Annotated in this window: 38 protein-coding genes and 1 other annotated feature; of the genes, 32 read left to right on the top strand and 6 right to left on the bottom strand. The window is 35.8% G+C overall.

Going from position 1 to position 24,211, the window contains the following annotated elements:
- Positions 1–85 precede the first annotated feature (85 nt).
- From nusG to rplL, 6 genes are all read left to right on the top strand, one after another.
- Positions 86–637, top strand: a complete 552-nt coding sequence (nusG, locus tag N0K73_RS05230; RefSeq protein WP_057974233.1) for a transcription termination/antitermination protein NusG — start codon at positions 86–88, stop codon at positions 635–637.
- Between the two features lie 32 nt (positions 638–669).
- Positions 670–1,527, top strand: a complete 858-nt coding sequence (locus N0K73_RS05235) for an alpha/beta hydrolase (RefSeq protein WP_146744986.1) — start codon at positions 670–672, stop codon at positions 1,525–1,527.
- 114 nt (positions 1,528–1,641) lie between these two features.
- Positions 1,642–2,067 carry a 50S ribosomal protein L11 gene (gene rplK / locus N0K73_RS05240; protein WP_057974235.1) on the top strand — a complete coding sequence of 142 codons (426 nt, stop codon included), beginning with the start codon at positions 1,642–1,644 and terminating at the stop codon, positions 2,065–2,067.
- Positions 2,068–2,173: 106 nt separating this feature from the next.
- Complete coding sequence (gene rplA / locus N0K73_RS05245) at positions 2,174–2,857, top strand: 50S ribosomal protein L1 (protein WP_057974236.1); 684 nt, start codon at positions 2,174–2,176, stop codon at positions 2,855–2,857.
- Positions 2,858–2,920: 63 nt separating this feature from the next.
- Positions 2,921–3,036, top strand: a sequence feature (ribosomal protein L10 leader region).
- A gap of 34 nt (positions 3,037–3,070) precedes the next feature.
- Positions 3,071–3,577: a 50S ribosomal protein L10 gene (gene rplJ / locus N0K73_RS05250; protein WP_057974237.1), complete on the top strand. Its 507-nt coding sequence runs from the start codon at positions 3,071–3,073 to the stop codon at positions 3,575–3,577.
- Positions 3,578–3,646: 69 nt separating this feature from the next.
- Entirely contained in the window at positions 3,647–4,015 is a 369-nt protein-coding gene (gene rplL, locus N0K73_RS05255; protein WP_057974238.1) for a 50S ribosomal protein L7/L12, read from the top strand.
- Between the two features lie 150 nt (positions 4,016–4,165).
- Here rplL and N0K73_RS05260 read toward each other — a convergent pair whose 3' ends face one another.
- The 5 genes from N0K73_RS05260 to N0K73_RS05280 all read right to left on the bottom strand — a co-directional run bounded on the left by N0K73_RS05260 (position 4,166) and on the right by N0K73_RS05280 (position 8,000).
- Complete coding sequence (locus N0K73_RS05260; RefSeq protein ID WP_284068616.1) at positions 4,166–5,371, bottom strand: tyrosine-type recombinase/integrase; 1,206 nt, start codon at positions 5,369–5,371, stop codon at positions 4,166–4,168.
- A gap of 156 nt (positions 5,372–5,527) precedes the next feature.
- The gene (locus N0K73_RS05265; protein WP_284068617.1) at positions 5,528–6,388 is read right to left on the bottom strand and encodes a KilA-N domain-containing protein; all 861 of its coding nucleotides are present in this window, start codon (positions 6,386–6,388) and stop codon (positions 5,528–5,530) included.
- Between the two features lie 284 nt (positions 6,389–6,672).
- On the bottom strand, positions 6,673–7,140 hold the full coding sequence (locus N0K73_RS05270) for a TM2 domain-containing protein (protein ID WP_284068618.1): 468 nt from the start codon (positions 7,138–7,140) through the stop codon (positions 6,673–6,675).
- A gap of 119 nt (positions 7,141–7,259) precedes the next feature.
- On the bottom strand, positions 7,260–7,652 hold the full coding sequence (locus N0K73_RS05275) for an ImmA/IrrE family metallo-endopeptidase (RefSeq protein WP_284068619.1): 393 nt from the start codon (positions 7,650–7,652) through the stop codon (positions 7,260–7,262).
- Between the two features lie 6 nt (positions 7,653–7,658).
- Entirely contained in the window at positions 7,659–8,000 is a 342-nt protein-coding gene (locus N0K73_RS05280; protein WP_284068620.1) for a helix-turn-helix domain-containing protein, read from the bottom strand.
- 168 nt (positions 8,001–8,168) lie between these two features.
- On the opposite strand from N0K73_RS05280, the gene N0K73_RS05285 reads away from it, so the two are divergent.
- The 12 genes from N0K73_RS05285 (at position 8,169) to N0K73_RS05340 (ending at position 13,909) form a co-directional block, all read left to right on the top strand.
- Positions 8,169–8,354: a helix-turn-helix transcriptional regulator gene (locus tag N0K73_RS05285; protein WP_284068621.1), complete on the top strand. Its 186-nt coding sequence runs from the start codon at positions 8,169–8,171 to the stop codon at positions 8,352–8,354.
- Positions 8,355–8,396: 42 nt separating this feature from the next.
- The gene (locus N0K73_RS05290) at positions 8,397–8,558 is read left to right on the top strand and encodes a hypothetical protein (protein WP_284068622.1); all 162 of its coding nucleotides are present in this window, start codon (positions 8,397–8,399) and stop codon (positions 8,556–8,558) included.
- Positions 8,559–8,629: 71 nt separating this feature from the next.
- Positions 8,630–9,112 carry a hypothetical protein gene (locus N0K73_RS05295; RefSeq protein ID WP_146342461.1) on the top strand — a complete coding sequence of 161 codons (483 nt, stop codon included), beginning with the start codon at positions 8,630–8,632 and terminating at the stop codon, positions 9,110–9,112.
- A 2-nt stretch (positions 9,113–9,114) separates the two neighbouring features.
- Positions 9,115–9,387: a hypothetical protein gene (locus N0K73_RS05300; protein ID WP_284068623.1), complete on the top strand. Its 273-nt coding sequence runs from the start codon at positions 9,115–9,117 to the stop codon at positions 9,385–9,387.
- A gap of 11 nt (positions 9,388–9,398) precedes the next feature.
- The gene (locus N0K73_RS05305; protein WP_284068624.1) at positions 9,399–9,581 is read left to right on the top strand and encodes a hypothetical protein; all 183 of its coding nucleotides are present in this window, start codon (positions 9,399–9,401) and stop codon (positions 9,579–9,581) included.
- Positions 9,582–9,677: 96 nt separating this feature from the next.
- Positions 9,678–10,607: a DUF1351 domain-containing protein gene (locus tag N0K73_RS05310; protein ID WP_284068625.1), complete on the top strand. Its 930-nt coding sequence runs from the start codon at positions 9,678–9,680 to the stop codon at positions 10,605–10,607.
- Positions 10,607–11,317: an AAA family ATPase gene (locus N0K73_RS05315; protein WP_284068626.1), complete on the top strand. Its 711-nt coding sequence runs from the start codon at positions 10,607–10,609 to the stop codon at positions 11,315–11,317. Before N0K73_RS05310 ends, N0K73_RS05315 begins: the two co-directional genes overlap by 1 nt.
- Positions 11,317–11,976 carry a DUF669 domain-containing protein gene (locus N0K73_RS05320; RefSeq protein ID WP_284068627.1) on the top strand — a complete coding sequence of 220 codons (660 nt, stop codon included), beginning with the start codon at positions 11,317–11,319 and terminating at the stop codon, positions 11,974–11,976. Before N0K73_RS05315 ends, N0K73_RS05320 begins: the two co-directional genes overlap by 1 nt.
- A 31-nt stretch (positions 11,977–12,007) precedes the next feature.
- Positions 12,008–12,916 (top strand): DUF4373 domain-containing protein, encoded by a 909-nt coding sequence (locus tag N0K73_RS05325; RefSeq protein WP_284068628.1) that lies wholly within the window; start codon positions 12,008–12,010, stop codon positions 12,914–12,916.
- A gap of 62 nt (positions 12,917–12,978) precedes the next feature.
- Positions 12,979–13,389 carry a RusA family crossover junction endodeoxyribonuclease gene (locus N0K73_RS05330; RefSeq protein ID WP_284068629.1) on the top strand — a complete coding sequence of 137 codons (411 nt, stop codon included), beginning with the start codon at positions 12,979–12,981 and terminating at the stop codon, positions 13,387–13,389.
- Positions 13,386–13,688 carry a hypothetical protein gene (locus tag N0K73_RS05335; RefSeq protein ID WP_284068630.1) on the top strand — a complete coding sequence of 101 codons (303 nt, stop codon included), beginning with the start codon at positions 13,386–13,388 and terminating at the stop codon, positions 13,686–13,688. The genes N0K73_RS05330 and N0K73_RS05335 overlap by 4 nt, the downstream gene beginning before the upstream one ends.
- Before the next feature lie 14 nt (positions 13,689–13,702).
- Positions 13,703–13,909 carry a hypothetical protein gene (locus N0K73_RS05340; RefSeq protein WP_284060716.1) on the top strand — a complete coding sequence of 69 codons (207 nt, stop codon included), beginning with the start codon at positions 13,703–13,705 and terminating at the stop codon, positions 13,907–13,909.
- 143 nt (positions 13,910–14,052) lie between these two features.
- Here the strand turns inward: N0K73_RS05340 and N0K73_RS05345 are convergent, their stop codons facing one another.
- Complete coding sequence (locus tag N0K73_RS05345; RefSeq protein ID WP_284064954.1) at positions 14,053–14,598, bottom strand: hypothetical protein; 546 nt, start codon at positions 14,596–14,598, stop codon at positions 14,053–14,055.
- A gap of 136 nt (positions 14,599–14,734) precedes the next feature.
- On the opposite strand from N0K73_RS05345, the gene N0K73_RS05350 reads away from it, so the two are divergent.
- From N0K73_RS05350 to N0K73_RS05415, 14 genes are all read left to right on the top strand, one after another.
- Positions 14,735–14,929: a hypothetical protein gene (locus tag N0K73_RS05350; RefSeq protein ID WP_284064955.1), complete on the top strand. Its 195-nt coding sequence runs from the start codon at positions 14,735–14,737 to the stop codon at positions 14,927–14,929.
- A gap of 2 nt (positions 14,930–14,931) precedes the next feature.
- Complete coding sequence (locus N0K73_RS05355) at positions 14,932–15,147, top strand: hypothetical protein (RefSeq protein WP_284068631.1); 216 nt, start codon at positions 14,932–14,934, stop codon at positions 15,145–15,147.
- A gap of 193 nt (positions 15,148–15,340) precedes the next feature.
- A complete protein-coding gene (locus N0K73_RS05360) occupies positions 15,341–15,748 on the top strand; it encodes an ArpU family phage packaging/lysis transcriptional regulator (RefSeq protein WP_284060719.1) in 408 nt (135 codons plus the stop codon).
- A gap of 262 nt (positions 15,749–16,010) precedes the next feature.
- Positions 16,011–16,805, top strand: a complete 795-nt coding sequence (gene terS, locus N0K73_RS05365) for a phage terminase small subunit (RefSeq protein ID WP_284068632.1) — start codon at positions 16,011–16,013, stop codon at positions 16,803–16,805.
- Positions 16,789–18,102: a PBSX family phage terminase large subunit gene (locus N0K73_RS05370; RefSeq protein ID WP_284068633.1), complete on the top strand. Its 1,314-nt coding sequence runs from the start codon at positions 16,789–16,791 to the stop codon at positions 18,100–18,102. Before terS ends, N0K73_RS05370 begins: the two co-directional genes overlap by 17 nt.
- Before the next feature lie 49 nt (positions 18,103–18,151).
- Positions 18,152–19,621 (top strand): phage portal protein, encoded by a 1,470-nt coding sequence (locus N0K73_RS05375; RefSeq protein ID WP_284068634.1) that lies wholly within the window; start codon positions 18,152–18,154, stop codon positions 19,619–19,621.
- On the top strand, positions 19,621–20,760 hold the full coding sequence (locus N0K73_RS05380) for a phage minor capsid protein (RefSeq protein WP_284068635.1): 1,140 nt from the start codon (positions 19,621–19,623) through the stop codon (positions 20,758–20,760). Before N0K73_RS05375 ends, N0K73_RS05380 begins: the two co-directional genes overlap by 1 nt.
- 91 nt (positions 20,761–20,851) lie before the next feature.
- Positions 20,852–21,421 carry a phage scaffolding protein gene (locus N0K73_RS05385; RefSeq protein ID WP_284068636.1) on the top strand — a complete coding sequence of 190 codons (570 nt, stop codon included), beginning with the start codon at positions 20,852–20,854 and terminating at the stop codon, positions 21,419–21,421.
- Positions 21,422–21,447: 26 nt separating this feature from the next.
- A complete protein-coding gene (locus N0K73_RS05390) occupies positions 21,448–22,332 on the top strand; it encodes a phage capsid protein (protein WP_284068637.1) in 885 nt (294 codons plus the stop codon).
- Positions 22,333–22,393: 61 nt separating this feature from the next.
- Positions 22,394–22,726 (top strand): hypothetical protein, encoded by a 333-nt coding sequence (locus N0K73_RS05395; protein WP_284068638.1) that lies wholly within the window; start codon positions 22,394–22,396, stop codon positions 22,724–22,726.
- Between the two features lie 8 nt (positions 22,727–22,734).
- Complete coding sequence (locus N0K73_RS05400; RefSeq protein WP_284068639.1) at positions 22,735–23,133, top strand: head-tail connector protein; 399 nt, start codon at positions 22,735–22,737, stop codon at positions 23,131–23,133.
- Positions 23,130–23,477 (top strand): putative minor capsid protein, encoded by a 348-nt coding sequence (locus tag N0K73_RS05405; protein ID WP_284068640.1) that lies wholly within the window; start codon positions 23,130–23,132, stop codon positions 23,475–23,477. The genes N0K73_RS05400 and N0K73_RS05405 overlap by 4 nt, the downstream gene beginning before the upstream one ends.
- The gene (locus tag N0K73_RS05410) at positions 23,477–23,818 is read left to right on the top strand and encodes a minor capsid protein (protein WP_284068641.1); all 342 of its coding nucleotides are present in this window, start codon (positions 23,477–23,479) and stop codon (positions 23,816–23,818) included. Before N0K73_RS05405 ends, N0K73_RS05410 begins: the two co-directional genes overlap by 1 nt.
- The gene (locus tag N0K73_RS05415) at positions 23,805–24,203 is read left to right on the top strand and encodes a phage tail terminator protein (protein ID WP_284068642.1); all 399 of its coding nucleotides are present in this window, start codon (positions 23,805–23,807) and stop codon (positions 24,201–24,203) included. The genes N0K73_RS05410 and N0K73_RS05415 overlap by 14 nt, the downstream gene beginning before the upstream one ends.
- Positions 24,204–24,211 lie beyond the last annotated feature (8 nt).

The following is a 24,211-nucleotide window of genomic DNA, read 5'->3' on the forward strand; positions in this document are numbered from 1 at the left end:
TAATGACACAAGTGAGAAAACTTCGTTGATGCGGAGTTTTTTTTGTTTGAGAAAAATGAACCCGATAATTTAAGGAGAGATATATATAATGGAATCAATCGAAAAAAGCTGGTATGTCCTACATACCTACTCTGGTTACGAAAATAAAGTTAAAACAAATATTGAATCACGTGCACAATCAATGGGAATGGAAGATTTTATTTTCCGCGTAGTTGTTCCTGAAGAAGAAGAACGTGAAGTCAAAAATGGTAAAGAAAAAACAGACATGAAAAAAACATTCCCTGGATACGTTTTGGTTGAAATGGGTATGTCAGATGAATCATGGTATGTTGTTCGTAATACACCAGGCGTAACTGGTTTCGTTGGTTCTCACGGTGCCGGAAGTAAGCCAGCACCATTATTACCCGAAGAAGTAGAATTAATTCTCCGTCGTTTGGGTATGAGTGCTCGTCATCAAGAATTAGATATTGAAATTGGCGAATCTGTCACAATCGTTGAAGGCGCATTTGCCAATCTTGTGGGTAAAGTAACTGAAATTGATAACGAAAAACTAAAACTTAAAGTTAACATTGATATGTTTGGTCGTGAAACAAGTACTGAATTGAACTTTGACCAAGTGGATAAATTATTAGGTTAAAGTAATGATTTACAAAATAGAAGGTGACTTAAGTGACTAAGAGACTCTTGAAGATGGGGCTATTAGGTCTGGGCGCTGGCGCAAGTTTCATCGTTGGCAACAAGTTCAGACGTTATGGACACGTTTCAATCGATGCATCTGATCCCATTGTACCCAGTGATAAAATGATACCAACATTATTTATTCACGGATATGGGGGTAATCGGCTCTCCTTTGGACCGATGATTAGCCGATTTGAACGTGATGGGTACGGTCGAAAAGACATGGTAATTATTGTTGATATTGATGGTAGTTTACACGTTGAAGGTCAATTGAGATCAGCACAGCCATTTATTCAAATATTATTTAAAAATGATATCGCTTCTGTTGAAAAGCAGAGTGCATGGTTGTACCACATTATGCAATTCTTATTTGGTGCATATGGCATTAAACAAGTTGATTTTGTGGGCCACTCTATGGGCGGGGTCAGCATATTACGTTACTTAACGGAATGCAGGGATGCGCTTGATGCACCAGTAGTGGCACATGCCATTTCAATTGGTGCTCCCTATAATGACCATAACGTGGCACAAACGACGCCACAAATTGAAGATTTACTTTTAACGGATGCTGGTCCAATAGAAACCACGCCCTTATATCGTTATTTTGAAAAAACGATGCGTCATCTACCAAAAAACTTGCAATTCCTAAATATTGCAGGTGATTTGAAAGATGGCAATGATGGGGCAGTTTCTGTTAATAGTGCGTTATCACTTCGATATTTGGTTCAAAATCAGCTTAACTATCACGAACTTATTGTGAGCGGTCGAAAGGCAGCACATAGATTATTACATGAAAATCAACGAGTTGATGATTCAATTTACACATTTTTATGGAAAAAACATAAATAAGATTGCGTGGAACCCATCTGGGTGTTATATTATATAAGTATGTTCTGCATACAGTGGGAGGAGAAATTTATATCTCCATTTACCACGCACGGACTTTACAAGGAGGTATGTCACGTGGCTAAAACAGTAGCAAACGTCGTTAAATTACAAATTCCAGCAGGGAAAGCAACTCCTGCTCCACCGGTTGGTCCTGCATTAGGACAAGCTGGTATTAATATTATGGGCTTTACAAAGGAATTCAATGCACGTACAGCTGACCAAGCTGGTATGTTGATTCCCGTTGTAATTAGTGTTTACGAAGATCGTTCATTCGATTTCGTTACAAAAACACCACCCGCAGCAGTTCTTTTAAAGAAAGCTGCAGGCGTTGAAAGTGGTTCTGGCGAACCTAACACTAAAAAAGTTGCAACAGTAACTAGTGCTCAAGTTCAACAAATCGCTGAAACTAAAATGCAAGATCTAAACGCTTCAGATGTTGAATCTGCAATGCGCATGATCGAAGGAACTGCACGAAGCATGGGATTCGTTGTAGAAGGTTAATTCCTACACTACAAACACGCTTCTCGGTCGGATACTCTATGAAAGTAGATGTATCAAGTGGGAGGTTTATCCGTTAGACCACATATTGCAAGGAGGAAAATTCAAGATGGCTAAAAAAGGTAAAAACTATCAAGACGCACTAAAACAAGTTGAAGAAGGTAAAAACTATTCAATCGCTGATGCAATCGCATTAGCTAAGAAAATGGATTTTGCTAAGTTTGATGCAACAATCGAACTTGCTTACAACTTAAACTTAGATACAAAACAAGCAGACCAACAATTACGTGGGGCTGTTGTACTTCCAAATGGTACTGGTAAAGACCAAACAGTTGTTGTATTCGCTAAAGGCGATAAAGCTAAAGCTGCACTTGCAGCCGGCGCTGACGTTGTTGGTGATGATGACTTGGTTGAACGTATTTCTGGTGGCTGGTTAGACTTTGATGTTGCTATTGCAACACCAGATATGATGGCTCAAGTTGGACGTTTAGGCCGTGTCTTAGGACCTAAAGGCTTAATGCCTAACCCTAAAACAGGTACTGTTACAATGGACGTTGAAAAAGCAGTTTCAGAATCTAAAGCCGGCAAGGTAACTTACCGTACTGATAGAGATGGAAATGTTCATGTTCCAATTGGTAAAGTATCATTTGATGATGCTGCATTAATTGGTAACTTTGATGTTATCAACGATGTTATTGTTAAAGCTCGCCCATCATCAGTTAAGGGTGGCTACATCAAACATTTATCTGTTGCAACAACATTTGGTCCAAGCTTAAACTTGGCTCAAAACTAATATTAGATAATTAAATTTCTTTAGTTGACCCATAAATCTAACTGTGTTAAATTTATGGAAGTCAATTAATTTATGATTCTACCGAAGACTCAGGTGGCGTAAGCCTTAATTTTCCTGCCGAGGAGTGAAGTTCTACTCTCTCTGTGTCTTGGTGGACACGGAGTTTTTTTATTGTAAAAAAGCTCTGACACGACTACAGGAGGTGAATCAATTATGAGTAAAGAATTTATCGCACAAAAAGCATTAATCGTGGATGAAATAACTGAAAAATTCAACAACGCTGCATCTGCAGTTGTTGTGGATTACCGTGGTTTAACGGTTGAACAAGTGACTGCATTACGTAAGGAATTACGCGAAGCAGGCGTTGAAATGAAGGTTATTAAAAACAAGATTTTAGTACGTGCTGCTGAAAAAGCAGGGTATGAAGGTATGGAAGAAGTATTTTCTGGACCTACTGCAGTTGCATTTTCTAGCGAAGATGTTGTTGCACCTGCACGTATTATTGCTACTTTTGCTAAAACTGCTGAAGCACTTAGCATTAAAGGTGGCGTCATCGAAGGTAAAGTTGCAACGTTAGAAGAAATTAACGCTCTTGCTACATTACCAAGTCGTGATGGCTTACTTTCAATGTTACTTTCAGTATTACAAGCACCTGTTCGCAACGTTGCTTATGCGCTTAACGCTGTTGCAGAAAGCAAGGACGAAGAACCTGCTGCTTAATACTTAGCATTTATGATCGGTACCTAACGGTACAAACAAAATCGTACACATAAAATGGAGGATACACACATGTCATTAGATACAGAAAAAATCATTGCTGATTTAAAAGAAGCAAGCATTTTAGATTTAAACGACTTAGTTAAAGCAATCGAAGAAGAATTCGGTGTTTCAGCTGCTGCTCCTGTAGCTGCTGCTGGCGCTGCTGCCGGCGAAGCTGCTGGTGAAAAGTCAGAATTTACTGTTGAATTAACAGAAGCTGGCGACCAAAAAGTTAAAGCTATCAAAGCCGTTCGCGAAATTACAGGTTTAGGCCTTAAAGACGCTAAAGGTTTAGTTGATAACATTCCATCTGTTATTAAAGAAGGAATTGCTAAAGACGAAGCTGAAGCAATGAAAGCTACTTTAGAAGCTGTTGGTGCTGTAGTTACTCTTAAATAATAAATCTCTTATTTAATACATTTCAGCCCCGTTCTATCCTGTCAAAAGGTTAGAACGGGGCTGTTTTTTTGTATCTATAAATGTATAGAAGGGGATTGAAATGGATAATAGTGTGGTAGATTTGTGGTAGATTTCTTATTTAGTTTAAACTTACATTTTTTTATCAAATGTAGGCAAGTTATCAAATAAGTCTTGGCGCATTCCGTTCATTACCTTTAAGCTACCTTCTTTTGTCCCACGAGTGTATGAGTTAGTCATGTTAACGCTAGAATGTCCCAACCAGTGCATTACAGCCGTTCCGGAAATATCTGCATCATTCTGTGCCACTGTTGCAAAATAATGCCTGAAGGAGTGCGGCGAAAGTTTAACGCCTGATTCTTTCGAGACACGGCTAAATAGTCTCGTCACATATTCGGCATGAATGATTTCACCGGTCAATGCGTTCATAAATAAGAAATCTGTAGACTGTAAAGGGTGGCCGAATCTTAATTTAATTTGTTTACTTTCAGTGATGGCGTAATGGATCCAATCTAAAATAGGACCTGACACATAATTAGTTCTATATGCAGATTTTGTTTTTAATGGTCCGCCATTCGGTGTTGATCGCGTGCGTGACATGTTTATTTTAATTGCACATGTTTCGATGCCGTTTTTATCTTTTGAGAATTCGAATGATTGCAATCTGAATCCACAGACTTCACTACGTCTAACACCAATTGTCATTAAATAAATAATTGATAACTGATACTTTGTTAATATCTTTTCAGCCGCGATCATAAATGAATTGTAGTCCACAGTTTCCACAGTCTGGTTTTTTGGCGCCTTGGCGCCATTAATAGAAATTCCTTTAAGTTTATTCTTCGTTATAATATCTTTTCTGTCTGCATCATTCATCAACACCTGCATCAAAGAATCTATCCCTTTTATTGTAGTGATTGATTTTCCTTGTTGGACTAATTCATCAATGAAATTCTGGTATCTTTCACGTTTTAATTTACCTATTTCTAAGCTTCCAAGCGTATTCTTATAATTCTTACCCCAAATAGAATCCTTCGTTCTAACTGTCTCGGGACGCCAAATATTGAGTTTAACCGCACGAGTTTTAAACTTATTGAAATAGTCGTTTAATGTGATTCTAGATGTCGAGGAGCCACCGATTTTACCACTAGCTAAATCGGTTTTAAATTGCTGTAGAACGATGTCAGCTTCTCGCCATGTTTCGAATCCTGATTTAGTAAACTCAACTCTTTTATGAACATCATTATAGTATGCTTTTCTGATACCATATTTTGTTTTGTACTTGGTCTCGTAACTATATAAATTTTGATGCTTTAACATCGGTTTCCAATCCTTCATGTGTAATCAATCCTTTCTAGTTCACAAATATTAATTAATTCAAATTAAATAGGGCATATAAGTAGTTAAAATGTGTATTTTATTCAGAAAAATACAAACGTATGTTCTTTTTGTGCGTAAAATAAAAGCCCCGATGGGGCAATTTTATTAATAAAATTATTCTATTTTTTTCGAATGCAAGATGCTTTCTTTTTTTATTTTTTTTAATGCATTTCTATTTTTAAGAAAAGTTTTCATTTGGTCAATAGCCATCTTATTTAATCTCTTAGTACGTTCTTCAAAACTAATTTTATCTCTAATCATTTCTGCGTTCATACTTTCTAGGTTAGTTAAAACAAGAAGTTGTTCTGTTGTTGCATGATCACGAATGTTTCCATTTTTAGTGGGATTACCATGTCGCCATTCAGCGGCTGTTAGCCCAAGTAAGGCAACATTGATTCTATCTGCTTCATTTGAATAACTTAGTCCTTTTTGTCGTTTATCAAGTATAGGGGGGACAATATTTTCTTTAATGGCATCGGTATGGATTCTGTAATTTAATTTTGCAAGAGTTCTATTTAAATTCCATTCTAAATTTAATTTATTATTTTCTTCATTTTTTAATTTTTGATAGTCTTTAATTAGATATAACTTAAATTCTGGAGAAATCCAAGAAGCAAATTCAAAGGCAATATCTGAATGAGCGTAAGTGCCACCGTATCTACCTTGCTTTGAAATAATACCGATAGCGTTTGTAGCATCAATCCACTTTTTAGGGGTAAGGACGAAAGTGTTTAAGCCGGCATCATTTTGAAAGGTACTAAAATTATTGGAATCAAAATTATTGTTATTTAGTTGTTCCCATAAACCTAAGTATTCAATTGTATTTCTATTTCTAATCCAATTTCTAATTAGATCCGCAGAGTTATTAGCATCGCGATATTTAGCTATATCAGTTAGGCTAATGTAGTCAAACGACTCACCGTTGTTGATTACATTGACAGGTGTTCCATTAGGTTTTATTGTTTCTTTTGGCATGTGAACAGGACTCCTTTTTAATTAGATTGTAGTAGTTATCAACAGGCGTGTGTATAACTATTCTAAACCCGTCGAATTCGACGGGTTTAGAATACGAACAATAAAGTGTTAATTATTCAAATTAAATCCTATGTGAGATAAACTCGTATGTACCGGCAGTTTTCTTTTATTGCAATTTGAAATAAAAACCCCGATAGGGCATAAGCGAGCAGCAGGAATTGCACCTACTGTTAGTATCTATATACTCGTTAAAAAATTTAATCTGTAAAGGAATAATGATAAAATTAAACGATAATATTACCATTAGAATCGGCCGTTTTAAATAATGCAATAATTGCTTCTACAAATCCAAGGAGTGATGGAATACCTGTCCAACAAAAAATAAGATAAATAATACCTGTTCCAATTTTACCGGCAAGAAATTTATGAACACCTAGGCCACCTAAGAAAAGAGCCACAAGAACATAAACAAGCTTATTAACAACTTTTCCGGCAGCGTAGAGTGTATTTGCACCAGAATTATTATTATCATTTACAATGTTGATATTAATACCATCAGTACTTGTTGCTTCTTTAACAGGTGCTTCTTTTTTTGTAACAATTGTTTCAGTTTCTGAGTTAAATACATCAACCAAATCCCCAACAACAGGTACAAAGTTTAAACTATCTAAAGTGACTTCTGAAACACTACTATCCTCGTTTCCAATCATTACTTTTTGTTTTTCATTATCAATTTTGATAATTTTACTCATAATATATTTTCCTCCATATATTAACTTACTCCAGCTTTTAACGTGGATCCTATCTGCACGTGGGTAGGACGTGTAATTTTTTTATCTAGATTACTATTAATAATTTTTAATGATAATAATTAATCATTCTTCGTATTAAATCCGTAAGATTCCCCAACCTCACGCAAATAGTCTACATTAACGCCTAAATCATCGGCGACTTCAAAGTCATTAACATTTTTATTGGCAAACGTTTGAAGTTCAATTTCAGGTAGACGATTCTTCATTCCCCAGATTCTAGCTTTTCGTTCTTGTTTTCGGTTACTCATCGAATCGTTGGCTGTGATGTTGCCAACAGTTGTCTCATAGTGACCAATTTCTTCATATAGCCACTGTAACCTTTCGTTACTTGATAATTTACAATCAAGTAAAATGCAATCCCCAACGATCAATCCACGAATACCGGTCGGCATATCAACATACTTTAATGACAGGTTAGGGTAGCTAGACATAATCTTTTCGATTTCATTCATACGCAACTAATCCTTTTTAAGTCCGTTTTTTTTATCTCTATCTTTGATATATTCTTGTTTTTGAAATTCAATAAACTTATTTATTTCTTCTATCTGTTGTTCCGTTAAATTGTCGTCCATATGAGCTGCAATCACTAAATCATCATGTGGACCGTCAACTCTGCCTAATAAGTAATCAGTTGAGACGTTGAAATATACTGCTATTTTTGTCAGCAATTCAAAATCAGGTTCTCTGTTTCCAATTTCATATGCGGTATAGGCCGGACGTGTGACGCCGATAGCGTCAGCAACTTGTTGTTGGGTACGATTCATATTCTTTCTAAGTTCTTTTATTCGTTCTGAAAACATTAAAGGGCTCCTTTCGACGATTAACTGTAACGATTTGCTACAATTAATATAGTAACATTATGTTACACTTGATAAAGTTTCATTTTGTTACAATAACTTGTTGACAAGTAACAATGTGTGACGTAATATAATAAGAGTAACGAAGTGAAACATTAAGGCGGTGATAAAATGAGAACGTGGCTTAAAGAAAAACGAACAATAAAAGGTATGACGCAACAAGAAGTTGCAGATAAATCAGGTATTAAAAGGGCGTATTACACGGCCATAGAAAACGGAACTAGACGACCCAGTCCTGAGGTAGCTCAAGGCATTGCGAAAACGTTAAAATTTAAATGGGTCATTTTTTTTAATTAAAATAGTAACGAAATGAAACTTAGTTCTAAGGGAGGTGACAACATGAAAGAAAAATTGATCGCGGATATAATCTTGGCTTTTCCAAAATACAAAGAGAAGCTACCTGTATTGGAACATATGAATGTTGAAGGACTACAAGGTATTTTAGATATTGAAGCCCATTGCATTGAACAACAGATTAACGATCAACTTGCTTTGGCATAGCCTAATTATAGCTTTTAGCGGTGTGAACAAGAATGGTACATGGTACACAAATATAAATAGGACGTGAGTAAATGAGCAAAATAGATATACGAGCGGAGTTAAAAACTGCGATAAGAAATTCAAAGTGGGACCAATATGAAGTGGCCGACAAATTATTCATGGCTAAATCAAATATTACGAACTGGATTAGTTATGGCAGGCCTGAAATACCAGTTGATAAATTATTAATGATTGTTAAATTTCTAGACAATGACCATTTCAGATATGTCGTTGCAGATTACCTTTTAGATTTAAAGGTCCTTATGCAAGAGTCAAAATACATTGAGAATCCGGCGGGTAGATTTCTATCAGCAAAAAAAGAAGTTAGCCAGGTATTGGATCTAGATGAATCATTCAGCATGGTGATTGTTACCAAGCCAGAAGAAAGGACGCCAGAGGATAAAGCTGCTGTTCTTAAATATTTGAAAGAAGTCGATGAAGCAATATCAGCTTACGTAGAACTAAAAACGTCAATCATAGACGACTGGGAACTATATGACAGAAAGGGGAGTTAAGCATGGAATTAAGGCTAGATAAGACGGATATGCAAAGTATTGTAAAGCAGGTTGCCTTAGAACTTGCGCAACAAATACAAGACACGCAGCTGCCTGATGAGCTAATGAATAAAAGCGAGCTTTGTAAAAAAGTTTTACATTGTGATACCAAATCTTTTGATGATAATTACCGATACGCGTTTGGATTCCCATTTATCTTGAACGGTAAGAAACGGATGTATTCGCGCAAGGCAGTTGAAAAATGGATCGCAAGTAATCAGAAAACAGATAGATAGGAGGGATGAATATGATGGCAACAGTAGATTTATCGAGTTTCATCTTCGGTGCAGCGAACGCAGCCGTAATCGTTTTTGCGATTTATAACGGTAAGAGGATTGAAAAGTTTAGCAGAGAAATGTTATTTGGAAAGGAGAAAGTAAATGAAATTCACTTTACAAGTCGCAGGGATGCACAGAAAAAAAGCGCATAAAAAAACTGCTTACGACGGCAATCGTAGACAGTTAGAGAAACTTATATTGGAAAATACTTTATTGGTTAATGGTACACGAAAAGGTGGTAAATAACAATGGTAAATGAATTAGTGAGTGCCGAAGATTTACAGTTTAGTGTTGATTTTGAAACGTCAAAAATCACAATAGCTAACGAAGATAAGTTACTTAAAATAGCGAACCTTTACGCTAGTAGGTATGCAGATATTGTTGTTTCACCGGAGACTGAAAAGGATGTTAAAAAGATTCGTGCCGAGATGAAAAAGGTTGTCAAAGCAACAGACGATAAGCGCAAAGAGATTAAACGAGAATATAATAAGCCACTTGCTGAATTTGAACAGAAAGTAAAAGCTATTAACACCGTAATTAATAATGTTATTGATCCAATTGACAAAGGGTTAAAAGAGTTAGAAGAATCAGAACGTGAGAAACGTCGGGATGAAGTTCAAGAAGAAGTTAACGAGATTGCACTTTCGTGTGGCATCTCTGCTGAAATAGTTGAGATACAGAGTTCTTGGCTGAATAAGTCAAAAAGTAAATTACAACGAACAAAAGAAATTGCTTTTGCAGTTGAACAAATATTCAAAGAGAAAGACCAGATTAATAAAGATAGTGAAACGATTAAACAGTTCGCAGCAACGTTAAATATTGATCCAGATGGTTGGATTGAACAAATCGAATACGGTTCGCTAGTGCCAGATGTCATGAATAAAATGACTGAATCAGTTAAGCGAAAACAAGAAGCGGAAGAACTGGAAAAAGAAAATCAACGTAAGCGAGAAGAGTCAGAAAAGGCGATTGAAGCGTTAAAAGTTAAAACAGTTAATGATACAAAGGTTAACGTTGAAACGGGCGAGATAATCCCTGAACGTCCATCGATTGAACAAGTAACATTTACACTACAAGGCACTAGGGATGAAATAAATAACATCGCTAAATACATTAGCATGAGTTCAATAGAAGTCGTTGATTCGAGTGAACGAGTACCAGTTAGGAGTGATCAATAATGAAACGAATACTAGCCAAAGATATTGATGAAACTAAAGCGATGTACTTAGTGTTTGGCAATCCTGGGACAGGAAAGACGACTACAGCGCAATATTTACCTGGTAAAACATTACTAGTAGCGATTGATGGTAGTGATAGAGTATTGAAAAATCAGCCAGATATTGATGTAGTTGAATTAGATAAAGAAGATATTGCGGACATTGTTAATCAATTTGAAATAATTTTAAACACAATCGAATCAGAATATTTAAAAACTTATAACAATATTGCATTTGATAATCTATCACATTTACAAGATATCGTATTGAGTCAACTAAGTTTAATGAATAAGGACCAACGTAAGGCATGGGGAGATATGCAGAACCTCATTAAAAAATGGATTGGACGAATTAGGTCATGGAATATGACCATCTATGCGACAGCGTGGGAAACAGCTGAAACGTTTGAAAACGCTGATGGTAGTAGTTCGACCTACTATGATGTCCTAATGAACGCAAAAGTTAGAGCAAGTGTCAAAGGGCTGTTTGATGTTGTAGGACAGACGTTCATTTATCAAGATGAACATATCATCAGATTGACACCAAATGGACAGTCACAAGTTAAAAATCAGGTAGACAATCGAGTTTACTGTTTAACAAAAGATTTATTTAATGGAAAAGAATGGACACCACAACTAAAAAACAAAGAAACTAAAGGGGATAACAACTAATGATTATTGATCGTAAAAATACAGCAGGTGGCAATTACTTAAATGAAGCAGGATTCTATGAAGTTTTTATTTACTCATTTGAAACAGGAAAAAATAGTAATGGTGCGGATGCGTTAACGGTTAACTATAAGGTTAGACGAGATATTCAACAACCACACCAAGGTGCAGAATTAAACTTTGCACATCGATTAAATGATAGTGAAATTGGACAAGGTTATTTAAACGCTTTGATTGTTGCTGCTCAAGTTGCTGCTGAACAATTACCAGATGGGCAAGATGTGACGATGAAACAAATTGGAACAGCTCTACTTGGAAAGGTATTACTAGTTGAAAATGAACGAGTCGAGAAATATAACGATCCATCAAAAGAACAAAATCATGTAAAAAATGTTGTAAAAACAAACTTTCCTGATGTTGCCGAGAATGAGCGTAAGAATCAAATTAAAGGCGATGTCACAGATGGAGCAACTAACGCTAGCCGCCCAGCAACTAATACAACGGTACCTAACACAAATACAGCTAATATGAATAACGCTACTCAAAATAATCAACAACAAGTTCAACAAGGTAATGTAGCTGGTGGCTTCGGACATTCAGCGGATCCATTCGCTAATAACGGGCAATCAATTGATATTTCAGACGACGACCTCCCATTTTAGGAGATCGTTTTACTAGCGAAAGGAGGTACTAATGGCCAGACCTGTGAAAAAGGGTATTAGCTACTTTCCTTTAGATGTTGATTTTTTAAAAGATATGAAGGTTCGAAAAGTTATGCGGGCTTGTGGGAGTTCAGCTCCAACAATACTTGTCTGCCTGCTCGGTAATATCTACGGAGACGAAGGGTATTACATGTTGTGGGATGAAGATATTCGTTTTCTGGTGGCTGACGATGTTGGTACCAGCGAAGCGTTAGTAGAGGAAGTTGTAATTAAAGCCATTCAAGTCGGCCTATTCAATAAGAATCTTTTTGATACTTATAAAATTTTAACATCGCATGGTATTCAAGAGCGTTATAAGCGAGCTGCCTATCAGAAATTAGATAGTAAAATTAGTGAGCAATATGACCTTTTGGACGTTTCCAGTACTGATAATGGAGTTAATCACATTGGAAACGAAGTTAATCATGTGGAAAGTACACAAAGTATATTAAAAGAAACTAAAGTAAATAAAACTAAAGTAAATAAGTCCGCCGAAAATGATTCGGCCGAGTCTGATTTTGACAAGTTGTGGTCACTTTATCCACGAAAAGAAGGTCGTAAAACAGCCTTAGCAGCGTATAAGCGAGCTATCAAAAAGGGTGCGACTAACAAGCTGATTCAAAATGGCATTGTCCAGTATTCTAAGCACATTGAGGTTAAGAATACTGATAAGCAATACATTAAGACTGGAGCAACATTCTTTAGTCAAGAAGCTTGGAACGATGAGTTTGATATGACACCAGGTCAAGCTCATTCATTCGGTAAAGTTACAAAGAAAGAGTCATTGCCTGACTGGGCTAAAGACGATTATGAACCGCCGGAAGAAACTAGCACGGTTGATAAAGTTGCGCTGCAGAAGCAGTTAGACGAGTTTAACAAAACATCCCCAAAGGAGAACTAGCATGAGTAAGCTCAACAAAACTAGTAATAACTCAACAGAACTGTCTCAAGCTCATCAAAATAATGATTGAATTAATTATTTTGGGTGACCCAGTAGCTCAGGGACGACCTAGATTTAATAGTTATACGAAAAGGGCCCACGATCCAATTAAAAGTAAAAATTATAAACTGTTTGTTGGCCATGAAGCTAAGTTACAACACCAGGGACCGTTGGTTGATTGTCCAATTAGAGTTGAGATTGATGTCTACCGTAAAAATAACAAAGGTACCAGTAAGAAAGAGATAGCTAGACGCGAGAAAAAGCTATCCATGCCAATTGTAAAACCAGATATTGATAATTATGTTAAAGGAATTAAAGACGCTCTAAACGGCGTTATTTGGACGGATGATAACTTGGTAATTGAGTTAGAAGCTAAGAAATATTATTCAGTTAATCCACGGATTGAAATCAGAATTAAGGAGTTGAAATCATGAATAAATTAGAACGAAAACAACTGATGTTTGAGGTACAAAAGGTTGAAGAGAAATACGGCAGTGTAGCAAATGTTCCAGAAACGGATACAGAATCCATGTCCGTGATAAGAGAGTTAACTAAAAAATCAATGGATCAACCTACGATTTATAAATTGACGACGATTGAATACACACTTATCCGCAGGTATATGCGCGAAAAAATGAAAATGAAAGATTTATGCGACCAGGTAGGACATTCTAATTCGTGGGTACGACCTAGAATTGTGGCAATTGAAACTGGAAGAATTGAGATTGCCTGATAGGAGAAAATAAAATGAATAAGCAAGAACTAAAAGTAAAAAATCAAGCTGAATACGACAAGTTAAAAATTCAGTTAACCAAGTCGGGTATTCGTAGCGAGGCTAGCGACTTAATTCGCATTGTAAATATGTCAGGCCTCTCGTACGACGAATGCACCAAGCTAAAGTATGAGTTAACTAGACTAATCAATATTGAAATGAAAGGTGGGCCAGTCTTATGACATACGAGCAAAAGGTTGGCGATGAATATGAAAACTATTATTACTTTATTTATAAATCCGGAATTTTTAAAGGTATTTATTCCTTGTTTACTTATAACTATTTCAGCGTTCTGTTTAATGATTTATTTAGATAAGTATTAAATCTACTTATCAAAAAAGCTAGTTATTGTCTTTTTTACTTTAAGAGTTTCTTGATTGTTAAAACCGTTCTTTAAATTTTCGCTGAAAGTATATTCTCCTGGCATATTGTGAATCATAAAAGTCATTTTATAAAGAGGGATAGCTTCAGATACTGGGACTTTAAGATAAAGATAATTTTGTGGAGCAAGTTCTTTAGGAATTCTAGGAACATCTTCTTTTCTAAAATCATCTATTTTTCCACTTTTTGCGTAAAATCGAAGTAATGAAATATTATCTAGCACGTTTTCTTCAGGACCAATTAGATATTCTATAGAACTATTTTCATGACCAGTTGTTAGATCAATCATTTCTGTTGAATGTGTTTTTCTAAGATAATCGTCTCTGTTTTCATCAGATAATTGAATAATACTTATTTTTTCATATGAATATGGATTTGAAAAATAGACGAATGCTTCAAAGATTGTTGTTATACCAACAAATGAAATAGCGGCAATGATAACTTTTATTGTCCACAGTAGTAAAGGGTGATTTTCAGAAAATGAATGCAAAGCAAAGACCTCTTTTTTTAATAAATATAACATAAATACGAAAGATGATGGGAAATAATATGACATATATTCAGGCAGTAGGCTGCTCAATCGGAGCGCTGGGATTAATAATTTATGTTTACTGGAGGAGCATTAGATGACTAACAACCAAAAGATTTATAGGAACGCGCTGCTGCAATGCGTATCAAATAACGATATCGTTAGCGCAATTGTTCGATTCAATAATCATTTCAGCGAAAAAGGCAGTGTAATTATTAATGCCGTACATGATTTAACTATTGAAGAAAAGAATGAAGTAATCAGAGAGATTACTTTGATTGGGATAGGGTGACAATGATGAAGAAGTTTGAAATTAAAATGTTTGATGTAAATAGCAAAAGGCGGTCAGTTATTATAGCAGATGAAAGTCTTGAAGGATGTATCAAAAAACTTAAACGATTTTTACCGGATAGAATGTCTGCGGGTTGGATAAATGACTTTGATGAAACGCAATGGATAAACTTAAGCAATATCGTTGAGATTACATCGATTGAAGAAGCGAAAGAATAAAATTTAATCAAGTAAATCAAAAGTAAACGTAATTTAAAAGTCAGTAGTATCAACGGTTACAGATTTACTTTTGATTTTACGTGTAATTTCAAAAGTTAGCCAAAAGTAAAAAGTAGATACAAAAAAAGCCACCTTAAAGGTAGCTGTAAGTAATCTCATAAATTAATTATAGCATACTAAAAGGGGTGGCTAAATGTTATTAGATAAGCTTGACGAGACTGCTACGAAGCGAAAAGCGATTAAGGTGTTAAAGAGTTATCAACGGTATAAACGGATAGCTAATCGGAATATTCTATTTCTACAATCACCAGCAATGACTGGAATGCCTCGTAGCAGTTCTGGAGAGAATACTGAAGAGATAAAAATTGTTAATAAAGTAACCGCAGAGACGATTGTAAAGACGATAGAACATTGTATTGAATCCATTGTGGGTAGTGATTATCGTATGCTACTTGAGAATGTTTATATACATAATGATACGGCGTATGAGGTTCAATCTACTTTATTGATTAGCGAAAGCACCATGTATAGGAAGTTAGACGTTGCATTGATTTGTTTCGCAGAAATATATCCATTAGAAGATCTATTAGTATTTTGCTAATAGTTTTTTATTTTGGGAATTTTATGGGAAAATCGTGGGAATTTATCGGGAAGGATTAGACACTTTTATGAGTTATATTGGTAAAGTAGTAAGTTTTAAAGAGTCACTCCTTTAGGAAGCGCAACTGGAAAGCAGAATAGTTAGGTGCGAGTCCTAACTGCGTTATTAAATAAAGTAAGGCCATTCATACGAGTGGTCTTTTTTAATATCCAAAATAGAAGCCGATTACAAAACAACACAGATGGCGAGGTGGTGAGAATGGATGCCAAGAGCAAGGAATCCTAAGCGAGATGAAGCATATAAGCTGTGGCTTGAATCGGACGGTAAGATAGTATTATCAACGATTGCCGAGCAGTTGGGTGTGTCTAGTTCGAGTATCAGAAAATGGAAGTCACAGGATAAATGGCAAGTGGAAAACGTAGGGAGCGCTCCGATAAACGAAACGGAGCGTTACGATTCAATGAAGGATAATGAGAACGCAAAAAATAATCATGGTGGAGCACCACCTGATAATAAAAATGCGGTATCACATGGATTATTTGCTAAGTGGCTGCCAGATGATACAAAAGATTTAATGAGTGAGATATATGATAGCAATCCGATTGATATTATTTGGAATAACATTATGATTCAGTACGCTGCAATCATTAGATCGCAGAAGATTATGTATGTTAGGGATGAATTTGACGAAACATCTAGTCAAACATCTGCAGAGATTTCTACAACATTTGCCGACAAAGAAGGTAATCCTATCCAGACTAAAGCGACTAGAGAGTTTCAATATGCTTGGGATAAGCAGGCTTCATTCTTATCGGCACAATCAAGGGCAATGGGGACGTTATCTAATTTGATTAAGCAATTTGTTATGTTAGCTGATGAATCTGATATCAGGCGTAAGAAATTAGAAGAAATGACATCTCAAATCCGTAAGGTTAAGGCTGAGGCGGATATCAAAGAAGCGGAAGTTCAAGCGATTAACAATACTGATAACGAAGGTATCACAATAGAAATCAATCAAACGGATCGAAGGGATTTATCAGATGAAAATAAAGATTAATTTAGATAATATGATAAATCCACACTTTGATTATGTGCTGTATTCTAATGCCTTGAATAAGGTGCTTAAAGGTGGACGTGGTTCAACTAAGTCATCAGTTATTAGCCTAAGGATTGTACTTGATTTCCTGCAAGATAGTAACGCTAATGCCTTAATCATTCGTAAAGTTGCTAATACGCTGGAACTATCAGTATATGAACAAATTAAATGGGCTATTTATCAATTACATGTTGATAGTCAATTTAAATTTACGAAGTCACCATATCGGATTATGCACAAGCCGACAGGAACGGCCTTTTATTTTAGTGGATTAGATGACCCAGCTAAGTTGAAATCGATGTTAGTTGCTAAAGGATACGTTCAGTGGCTGTGGTTTGAAGAGCTAGCTGAGTTTGATAGCTGGGAAGAAGTCGATACAGTTCGTGCTTCATTTACTCGTAAAGTATTGCCACCTGGTAAACATGTCATTACCTACTACTCATACAATCCGCCTAAGAATCCGTATGATTGGATAAATAAATGGATTGCTGAACGTTCAGGATTAGATGGCTGGTATATTGACCATTCAACTTATCAAGACGTAACGCTGCCAAATATTCTATCTGATGACTATTTGAATGAGATTGAAACAGTTAAGAAGAATGATTTGAATTATTATAAGTGGATGTATTTAGGCGAGGCAATCGGCTTAGGTAATAACGTTTATAACATGAATTTATTTAAACAAATCAAAGAATTATTTACTGATGATCCAATTAAATTCTTATATTATTCGGCTGATGTCGGTCATCAAACGAGTGCTGATGCGGTTGGCTGTTTTGCGTTAACGTCAAAGGGTAAGGTCATTCTAATTGATACTTATTACTACTCTCCTGCTGGTCAAACAAATAAGAAACCGCCTAGCGAACTTAGTAAAGACTTCTATGAGTTTATAAAGAAGTCATCGGCTGTTAATGGTAGAACGTATCAAATTCGCAATCGGACAATAGATAGTGCTGAAGGTGGTGTTCGTAACCAATACTTCTATGATTACGGTCAACGCTGGCACCCAGTAGCTAAAAAGAAAAATGTAGATATGGTCGACTTTGTGCAGATATTACTGGCACAGGGTCGTTTTTATTATCTAGATACTGAAAATAACAAGATATTTATTGACCAACACCAGCGTTATCGTTGGGATGAAAAAATGTTACAGAGTGCAGACCCAGCGGTTATTAAAGAAGACGATCATATGCCAGATATGTTTAAGTATTTTGTGATTGATAACGCTAAGGACCTTAGATGGAAGCAGAGGTGATTGAATGTTTGAAAAGATTAAACAATTTTTTAGTAAAGGAGGTGGTAATGTGCAGCAAGTGAATTCATTGGGTAAGATTATTGATCACCCAAAAATTAATATGACAAGTGAAGAATATGAACGTATTCAAAGTAATTCAAGATACTACGCAGGTCTCTTTGATAACGTTAGATACAAGAATACCTATGGAGATATCAAGACACGTCCATTCGTTAGCTTAAACATGGCACAGGTTGTGGCTAAACGAATAGCAAGTATATGCTTTAATGAACATGCTGTTATCACAGTTGGGACAGAAGACAGTGAAGCACAGAAGTTCATTAATGAAACGTTTAAAGATAATGATTTCTACAAAAGTTATGAACGTTATTTGGAGTCAGGAATGGCATTGGGTGGTATGGCCATTAAACCGTACGTTGATGATAAGCAGATTAAACTGTCATGGATTCAAGCCGATGCTTTCTATCCTTTGAGAAGTAACTCAAATAATATTTCGGGCGTGGCCATTGCTAGTGTTACAACTAAAGTGATTGGTAAATCTATTAATCGTTACACGTTATTAGAGTTCCATGAATGGAAAGATGATGATTATGTTATAACGAATGAACTATACTGTTCAGTTGATAGTGCAGATGTTGTAGGTAAACGAGTTCCATTGAGTGAACTTTATCCTGATTTAGAAGAAGAAACGCATTCGCAAGGTGTTTTAACACGGATGTTACCAACTTATTTCAAACCTGCAGGGATGAACAACAAAGACCGTTACAGTTTGCTTGGACTATCTGTTACGGATAATGCTAAGAACACATTAAAACAGATTGATGATTCATTTGATAAGTTGAACTGGGAAGTTAAGATGTCACAGAAGAAAGTAACGGTATCTGCTGATGCTATTCAAGTGATTCCAGATGAGAATAATCAAGCAGGATTTAAACAGATATTTGATTCTGAACAGGATGTATTCCTATCATTAGATGGCGGACTTGATGATAAGAGCCCGATTAAGGATATTTCACTTGAACCAAGAGTGGAACCATTTATCAGCTCTATTAGTACTAATTTAAAACTATTAGAAATGCAAGTCGGATTATCTTCAGGAACCTTTACATTTGATTCAAATGGATTGAAGACAGCTACAGAAGTCGCTAGTGAAAATAGTATGACTTATCAAACTCGTAATAGTCACTTAACCAACGTTGAACAGAACATTAAAGAGTTGGTTACTAGCATTTTAGAGTTGGCCAAGAGTGTTAAATTATACAATGGTCCAACTGATGAAGAGATTACGATTGATTTTGACGATGCTATCTTTGTTGATAAACAAGCACAAGCTACTTATTTACTTAGCCTGTTATCATCAGGCTTAATTAGTAAGAAGTACTTCTTAACTAAACAATTGGGCGTTACTGATGAAGAAGCTGAGAAAATGTTAACTGATATTGATGATGAAACGATTAATAAACAGCCTGACCGACAAGAACAAAATGAAAATACATTGTTGGGGTCAGGTGATGAATAATGACAATCACACCACGACAGTTATCTATTGAATCTGGACTACTTTCCGACGTCTACTTATCGCTTGAAGATGAAATATTTAAGATGATTGTTAAACGTCTTAAAACGTCAAATTTTGATGATTTAGATAAAGATAACGTCTTTCAATGGCAACTTGAAAAGATGAACGAAGCTAATATGTTTAATGGTGACGTCATTAAAGAGTTAGCCAAGACAACTAAGATATCTAAGAAAAAGCTACAAAGTTTAATCGTTGATAACGGCTATCAGATTGCTGATGAGACCGATAAGGAATTTAGCAAGTTTAAAGGCACTGAAATACCGCCGTTGACTAACATGGACCAACAATTAAAAGGCTATCTTAACCAAACCTTTTTAGATATTGATAATTTAGTTAATCAAACACTGATTACAACTAATTACGGTGAAGGTACAGCACAGAAAATCTATGAAGACATTATCAAAAACACAACTGCGGGTGTTATTACAGGGCTTAAAACGCCAGAAAAAGCTATATCAGATACTATTTACAAATGGATGGATAAAGGTATTCCTAGTTCATTCATTGATAAGGGTGGCCATACTTGGGGCATTGAGAGTTACGTTCGTACCGTTGTCAATTCAACAACTAGAAATGCTTATCATGAAATTAGAATGGAAGGTATGGATAGATATGGGATAGAAACTTGTCTTATGTCATCACATTCAGCTGCACGACCTGCTTGTGCACCTATCCAAGGCAGAGTCGTCTATATGAGACCAAGCCAATCAGGAGATAAGTATCCTAGCGTTTATGATCATGGCTACAAAGAAGCAGCAGGAGTTGCAGGGATTAACTGTCATCATACATTTACACCTTGGGACCCAGATATTAATATTATTCGCGATAAAGAAGATGTACCTAGTTCTGATGAAGCTATTAAGAATAGTGATATTCAAGCCAAACAGAGACAGTTGGAACGCCAAGTTAGACAATACAAACGTAAGTTGAACGTTGCTAAAGAATTAGGTGATGAACAAGGCATTGCTCGTTATTCGCAATTAATCAGGAATAATCAAAGCGGCATTCGGAAAATAGTTGATGATAATGATTTTTTATATCGTGATTATTCAAGAGAAAAGGTTTACACAAAAAAATAAATATTATTCGACCTAGATATGTCGTTAAAAGGTCTATTTTTTATACTCTCGTGGTCGTGGCCACGTAAATAAAACGTAGGAGGAAAGTAATATGAACAGAGAATTTTTAGAAAGTTTGGGTTTGGAAAAAGAAGTAATGGATAAGGTAATGGTAGAACACGGTAAGTCAACTCAATCATCAAAAGACGAGCTAGCACAACTAACTACTGAACGTGATGGATTGAAAGAACAATTGACTCAACGTGATACCGATCTCAAGGATTTACAAAGTAAGTCGAAAGATAGTGAAGAACTGCAGACTTCATTAGCTGATTTACAAAGTAAATACGATTCAGATACTGCTGATCTAAATACTAAACTTTCAGCAACACAACTTAATTCAGCAATTGAGTTAGGATTAACACAAAATGGTGCCAAGAATATCAAAGCAGCACGAGCATTGTTAGACACAGACACACTTAAGATTGACGATAAAGGTCAATTGTTAGGTTTATCTGAACAGCTAACAGCGTTAAAAGAAAGTGATGCCTATTTATTCGGAAGTACAGAACAAACACGGCCAGATAATCCTAATTGGACGACAGGTGGTAATCCAAACCCAGGAAAACAGGGTGACGGAGAAAAAGACCCATTTGAAGCCAAGATGGCTAAATATGAATAACAACTAAATGAAAAGAGGAATTTAACATGCCAGGAGAAAATAATAACTTACCAGTACGATCATATCAAAAACAATTTAAACAATTATTACAGGCGGTATATCATAAGCAATCTTACTTTGCTGAATTTTTCGGAGGTAGTGTTGAAGTCTTAGACGGTGTAGAAAATAATAAAACAGCATTTTCTGTTAAAACAAGTGATATTCCAGTAGTTGTAGGTACTGAATATAATAAAGATAAAGAAGTCGGTTTTGGGACAGGCACAGAAAAATCGGGTCGTTTTGGAAATCGTACAGAAGTTATTTATACAGATACCGATGTTGATTACGATTGGGAATGGGTCTATCACGAAGGAGTTGACCGTTACACTGTAAATAACAATTTTGATAGTTCAGTTGCTGATCGTTTAGACTTGCAAGCGCAAGCAAAAGTACAGTTATTTGATAATAAAGGTGGGGCATTTATCTCTAAGGTTGCCAATGAAACAAAGCAATTAGCAGATTTTTCAAATGAAAATGTATTAAGATTATTCAATGATTTATCTAACGCATATGTGAATATGGAAGCTATCGGATCTAAAATGGCTTGGGTAGTTCCAGAATTGTATAACGCAATTGTTGACCACCCGCTAACAACTACTTCTAAATCGTCCGCTGCTAATATTGATGAAAATGGTATCTTACGTTTTAAAGGTTTTACGATCAAAGAAACGCCTGATGCTAAATTTCAAACAGGCGAAGTAGCATATACATCTATTGTCAATGTGGGTAAGCAATTTACCGGAATTAATACAGCACGCGCAATGGAAACAACTGAATTTGACGGCCAAGTATTACAAGGTGCTGGTAAAGCTGGTGAGTATATCTTGCCTGCTAATAAAAAAGCGGTTATTAAAGTTACCAAAACACCCTAATCCTCGCCCAGAGGTAGTAACTGGGGCAGTCTCGAAAGATACGTCTGCAACAGGGACGCATTTGTCATGGGCTGCGGATACAAAAGCTAAGAGTTGGATTGTTCATCATGATTTAGGAACTGGTAAACCAGAAGACGCAACAATTATGCACTATGTCGAAAAACCAGAGTTGGTATTTAACGATGAGTTATTTGGCAGTGCTTTAGCAGGCAAAATTATCAATTTCTATATCCAAGCTTTCAACGAAACATTTGAAGGTAAAGATGAAATTGAAAAAGCAGAAAATGCTAACACGACCGGTTATGGCTCAGAGTGGTCAACGGTTATTAAAGTTGAATTTGCGTCTACTGAATCAGTAGCAATAGCAGACGCAACGCCAACGGCTAAAAAGTAGGTGGTTAGATGTATCTAACATATACAGAATATACTGAATTAGGTTATAAAAGTGTTAGTGAAGATGAGTATGATCAATTGGAAATGATTGCTGAAGATACGCTTGATTTTGAAACATCAGCTTTTTATAAATGGAATGATTTAGAATTTGATGATTTCACGTTTAGAAAACTGCAATTCAAAAAAGCTGTAGCAATCCAAATTAATTATATGAAAGAAAGTGGTGTAACTAGTGTAGAGATGTTTAATAATACACTGGGTTCTATGTCTATTGGGCGTACCTCACTTTCAAAAGGTGGCAACGCAGCTAGTAATTCGGGTAGTTCTAAGCAATCTCTTTTAACAAATGATGCCAGAAATGTTTTATATCATACAGGTTTACTTTATAAAGGGGTTGATTGGAGATGATGGGACTGCCTAAGGTTACTAAGTCATTTACACCACATGTAGTTCAGTATTTTAAGTATTTAGGCGTTGATGATTATGATAAGCCGGCGTTTGCTGAACCAGTCACGGTTGAACACGTTAGATTTGATGAATCGCTTCAATCGTCTTCAAATTTAACGGAACAAACCAGACAATTTAGCGCTGTTTGCTTTGTTTATCGCGATACGTCAACACCATTTTTAGATGACTTCACATTGCGTTCTAAGCTTGTATTTAATGGAAACGAGTACATCATCAAGAACGATGTTAAAACGTCGCATCCATTTAAAAATGAAGTATGGTCACATGAATTGGAGGTGTTGTAGTGGGGAACGTCAAAGTAGATGTTGATTTTAGTAGAATTGATAAGATGTTTAGCCAAGGTAATATCGACTATGCACGTTACGTTACAGCTAATCAAATTCATAAGGATATGGAACCATTTGTTCCGCGTGAAAGTGGAAATTTACGTGATATATCTCATCTAGATTATGATTCAAACATTAATTACACAATGCCTTATGCTTCTAAAATGTTCTATCAACAAATGACTAACTATACAACTCCAGGGACTGGTCCTCGTTGGGACTTAGTAGCTAAAGGTTTGTATATGAATGATTGGACGAAAGTCTATACAAAGGGGTTACTGAAACATGGCTGGAATTGATTTAAAACAACAGATTTGTAATTTTGTTAATACATTAGATAGTTCATTTCATTGTAAGTTTGGGGCACTATTATCTGACGATTCAATTGTTTTAAATGAGATTGCGGGTGGTAAAACGATCAGAATGTATATGGATGAAACGAAAGATAAGCAACTTAATTATGAGTTTGCTTGCAAATCTAGAGATATTCAAAAGATAGAGTTGGCGCTTAATAAGATTGCTATTGCAGTTGATGATTTAGACGAATTACCAAGTGATAATAATAGTTATCTATTTGAAAATATAAAAACAGTATCGATGCCATTTCCATCTGCCAAGGATGAAAGTGGCTATTTTATTTACCGGTTAGTTATTCAAGCAGAAATTACAACATTAAAAAATTAGGAGAGTGA

This window comes from Dellaglioa algida (assembly GCF_030127605.1).
In the GTDB taxonomy this organism is placed as follows: domain Bacteria; phylum Bacillota; class Bacilli; order Lactobacillales; family Lactobacillaceae; genus Dellaglioa; species Dellaglioa algida.

Excerpts from the sequence above, each read along its gene's own strand:
- N0K73_RS05295 (WP_146342461.1), top strand. The coding sequence starts at position 8,630 with ATGAGCAAAATAGATATACGAGCGGAGTTAAAAACTGCGATAAGAAAT.
- N0K73_RS05340 (WP_284060716.1), top strand. The coding sequence starts at position 13,703 with ATGAATAAGCAAGAACTAAAAGTAAAAAATCAAGCTGAATACGACAAG.
- rplJ (WP_057974237.1), top strand. The coding sequence starts at position 3,071 with ATGAGTAAAGAATTTATCGCACAAAAAGCATTAATCGTGGATGAAATA.
- N0K73_RS05385 (WP_284068636.1), top strand. The coding sequence starts at position 20,852 with ATGAACAGAGAATTTTTAGAAAGTTTGGGTTTGGAAAAAGAAGTAATG.
- terS (WP_284068632.1), top strand. The coding sequence starts at position 16,011 with ATGCCAAGAGCAAGGAATCCTAAGCGAGATGAAGCATATAAGCTGTGG.
- N0K73_RS05335 (WP_284068630.1), top strand. The coding sequence starts at position 13,386 with ATGAATAAATTAGAACGAAAACAACTGATGTTTGAGGTACAAAAGGTT.
- N0K73_RS05370 (WP_284068633.1), top strand. The coding sequence starts at position 16,789 with ATGAAAATAAAGATTAATTTAGATAATATGATAAATCCACACTTTGAT.
- N0K73_RS05280 (WP_284068620.1), bottom strand. The coding sequence starts at position 8,000 with ATGTTTTCAGAACGAATAAAAGAACTTAGAAAGAATATGAATCGTACC.
- N0K73_RS05405 (WP_284068640.1), top strand. The coding sequence starts at position 23,130 with ATGATGGGACTGCCTAAGGTTACTAAGTCATTTACACCACATGTAGTT.
- N0K73_RS05330 (WP_284068629.1), top strand. The coding sequence starts at position 12,979 with ATGATTGAATTAATTATTTTGGGTGACCCAGTAGCTCAGGGACGACCT.
- N0K73_RS05265 (WP_284068617.1), bottom strand. The coding sequence starts at position 6,388 with ATGCCAAAAGAAACAATAAAACCTAATGGAACACCTGTCAATGTAATC.
- N0K73_RS05360 (WP_284060719.1), top strand. The coding sequence starts at position 15,341 with ATGTTATTAGATAAGCTTGACGAGACTGCTACGAAGCGAAAAGCGATT.
- N0K73_RS05355 (WP_284068631.1), top strand. The coding sequence starts at position 14,932 with ATGATGAAGAAGTTTGAAATTAAAATGTTTGATGTAAATAGCAAAAGG.
- rplA (WP_057974236.1), top strand. The coding sequence starts at position 2,174 with ATGGCTAAAAAAGGTAAAAACTATCAAGACGCACTAAAACAAGTTGAA.
- N0K73_RS05285 (WP_284068621.1), top strand. The coding sequence starts at position 8,169 with ATGAGAACGTGGCTTAAAGAAAAACGAACAATAAAAGGTATGACGCAA.
- N0K73_RS05260 (WP_284068616.1), bottom strand. The coding sequence starts at position 5,371 with ATGAAGGATTGGAAACCGATGTTAAAGCATCAAAATTTATATAGTTAC.
- N0K73_RS05300 (WP_284068623.1), top strand. The coding sequence starts at position 9,115 with ATGGAATTAAGGCTAGATAAGACGGATATGCAAAGTATTGTAAAGCAG.
- N0K73_RS05415 (WP_284068642.1), top strand. The coding sequence starts at position 23,805 with ATGGCTGGAATTGATTTAAAACAACAGATTTGTAATTTTGTTAATACA.
- N0K73_RS05310 (WP_284068625.1), top strand. The coding sequence starts at position 9,678 with ATGGTAAATGAATTAGTGAGTGCCGAAGATTTACAGTTTAGTGTTGAT.
- N0K73_RS05315 (WP_284068626.1), top strand. The coding sequence starts at position 10,607 with ATGAAACGAATACTAGCCAAAGATATTGATGAAACTAAAGCGATGTAC.
- N0K73_RS05400 (WP_284068639.1), top strand. The coding sequence starts at position 22,735 with ATGTATCTAACATATACAGAATATACTGAATTAGGTTATAAAAGTGTT.
- N0K73_RS05380 (WP_284068635.1), top strand. The coding sequence starts at position 19,621 with ATGACAATCACACCACGACAGTTATCTATTGAATCTGGACTACTTTCC.
- N0K73_RS05305 (WP_284068624.1), top strand. The coding sequence starts at position 9,399 with ATGATGGCAACAGTAGATTTATCGAGTTTCATCTTCGGTGCAGCGAAC.
- N0K73_RS05390 (WP_284068637.1), top strand. The coding sequence starts at position 21,448 with ATGCCAGGAGAAAATAATAACTTACCAGTACGATCATATCAAAAACAA.
- N0K73_RS05320 (WP_284068627.1), top strand. The coding sequence starts at position 11,317 with ATGATTATTGATCGTAAAAATACAGCAGGTGGCAATTACTTAAATGAA.
- N0K73_RS05325 (WP_284068628.1), top strand. The coding sequence starts at position 12,008 with ATGGCCAGACCTGTGAAAAAGGGTATTAGCTACTTTCCTTTAGATGTT.
- N0K73_RS05275 (WP_284068619.1), bottom strand. The coding sequence starts at position 7,652 with ATGAATGAAATCGAAAAGATTATGTCTAGCTACCCTAACCTGTCATTA.
- N0K73_RS05290 (WP_284068622.1), top strand. The coding sequence starts at position 8,397 with ATGAAAGAAAAATTGATCGCGGATATAATCTTGGCTTTTCCAAAATAC.
- rplL (WP_057974238.1), top strand. The coding sequence starts at position 3,647 with ATGTCATTAGATACAGAAAAAATCATTGCTGATTTAAAAGAAGCAAGC.
- N0K73_RS05350 (WP_284064955.1), top strand. The coding sequence starts at position 14,735 with ATGACTAACAACCAAAAGATTTATAGGAACGCGCTGCTGCAATGCGTA.
- N0K73_RS05270 (WP_284068618.1), bottom strand. The coding sequence starts at position 7,140 with ATGAGTAAAATTATCAAAATTGATAATGAAAAACAAAAAGTAATGATT.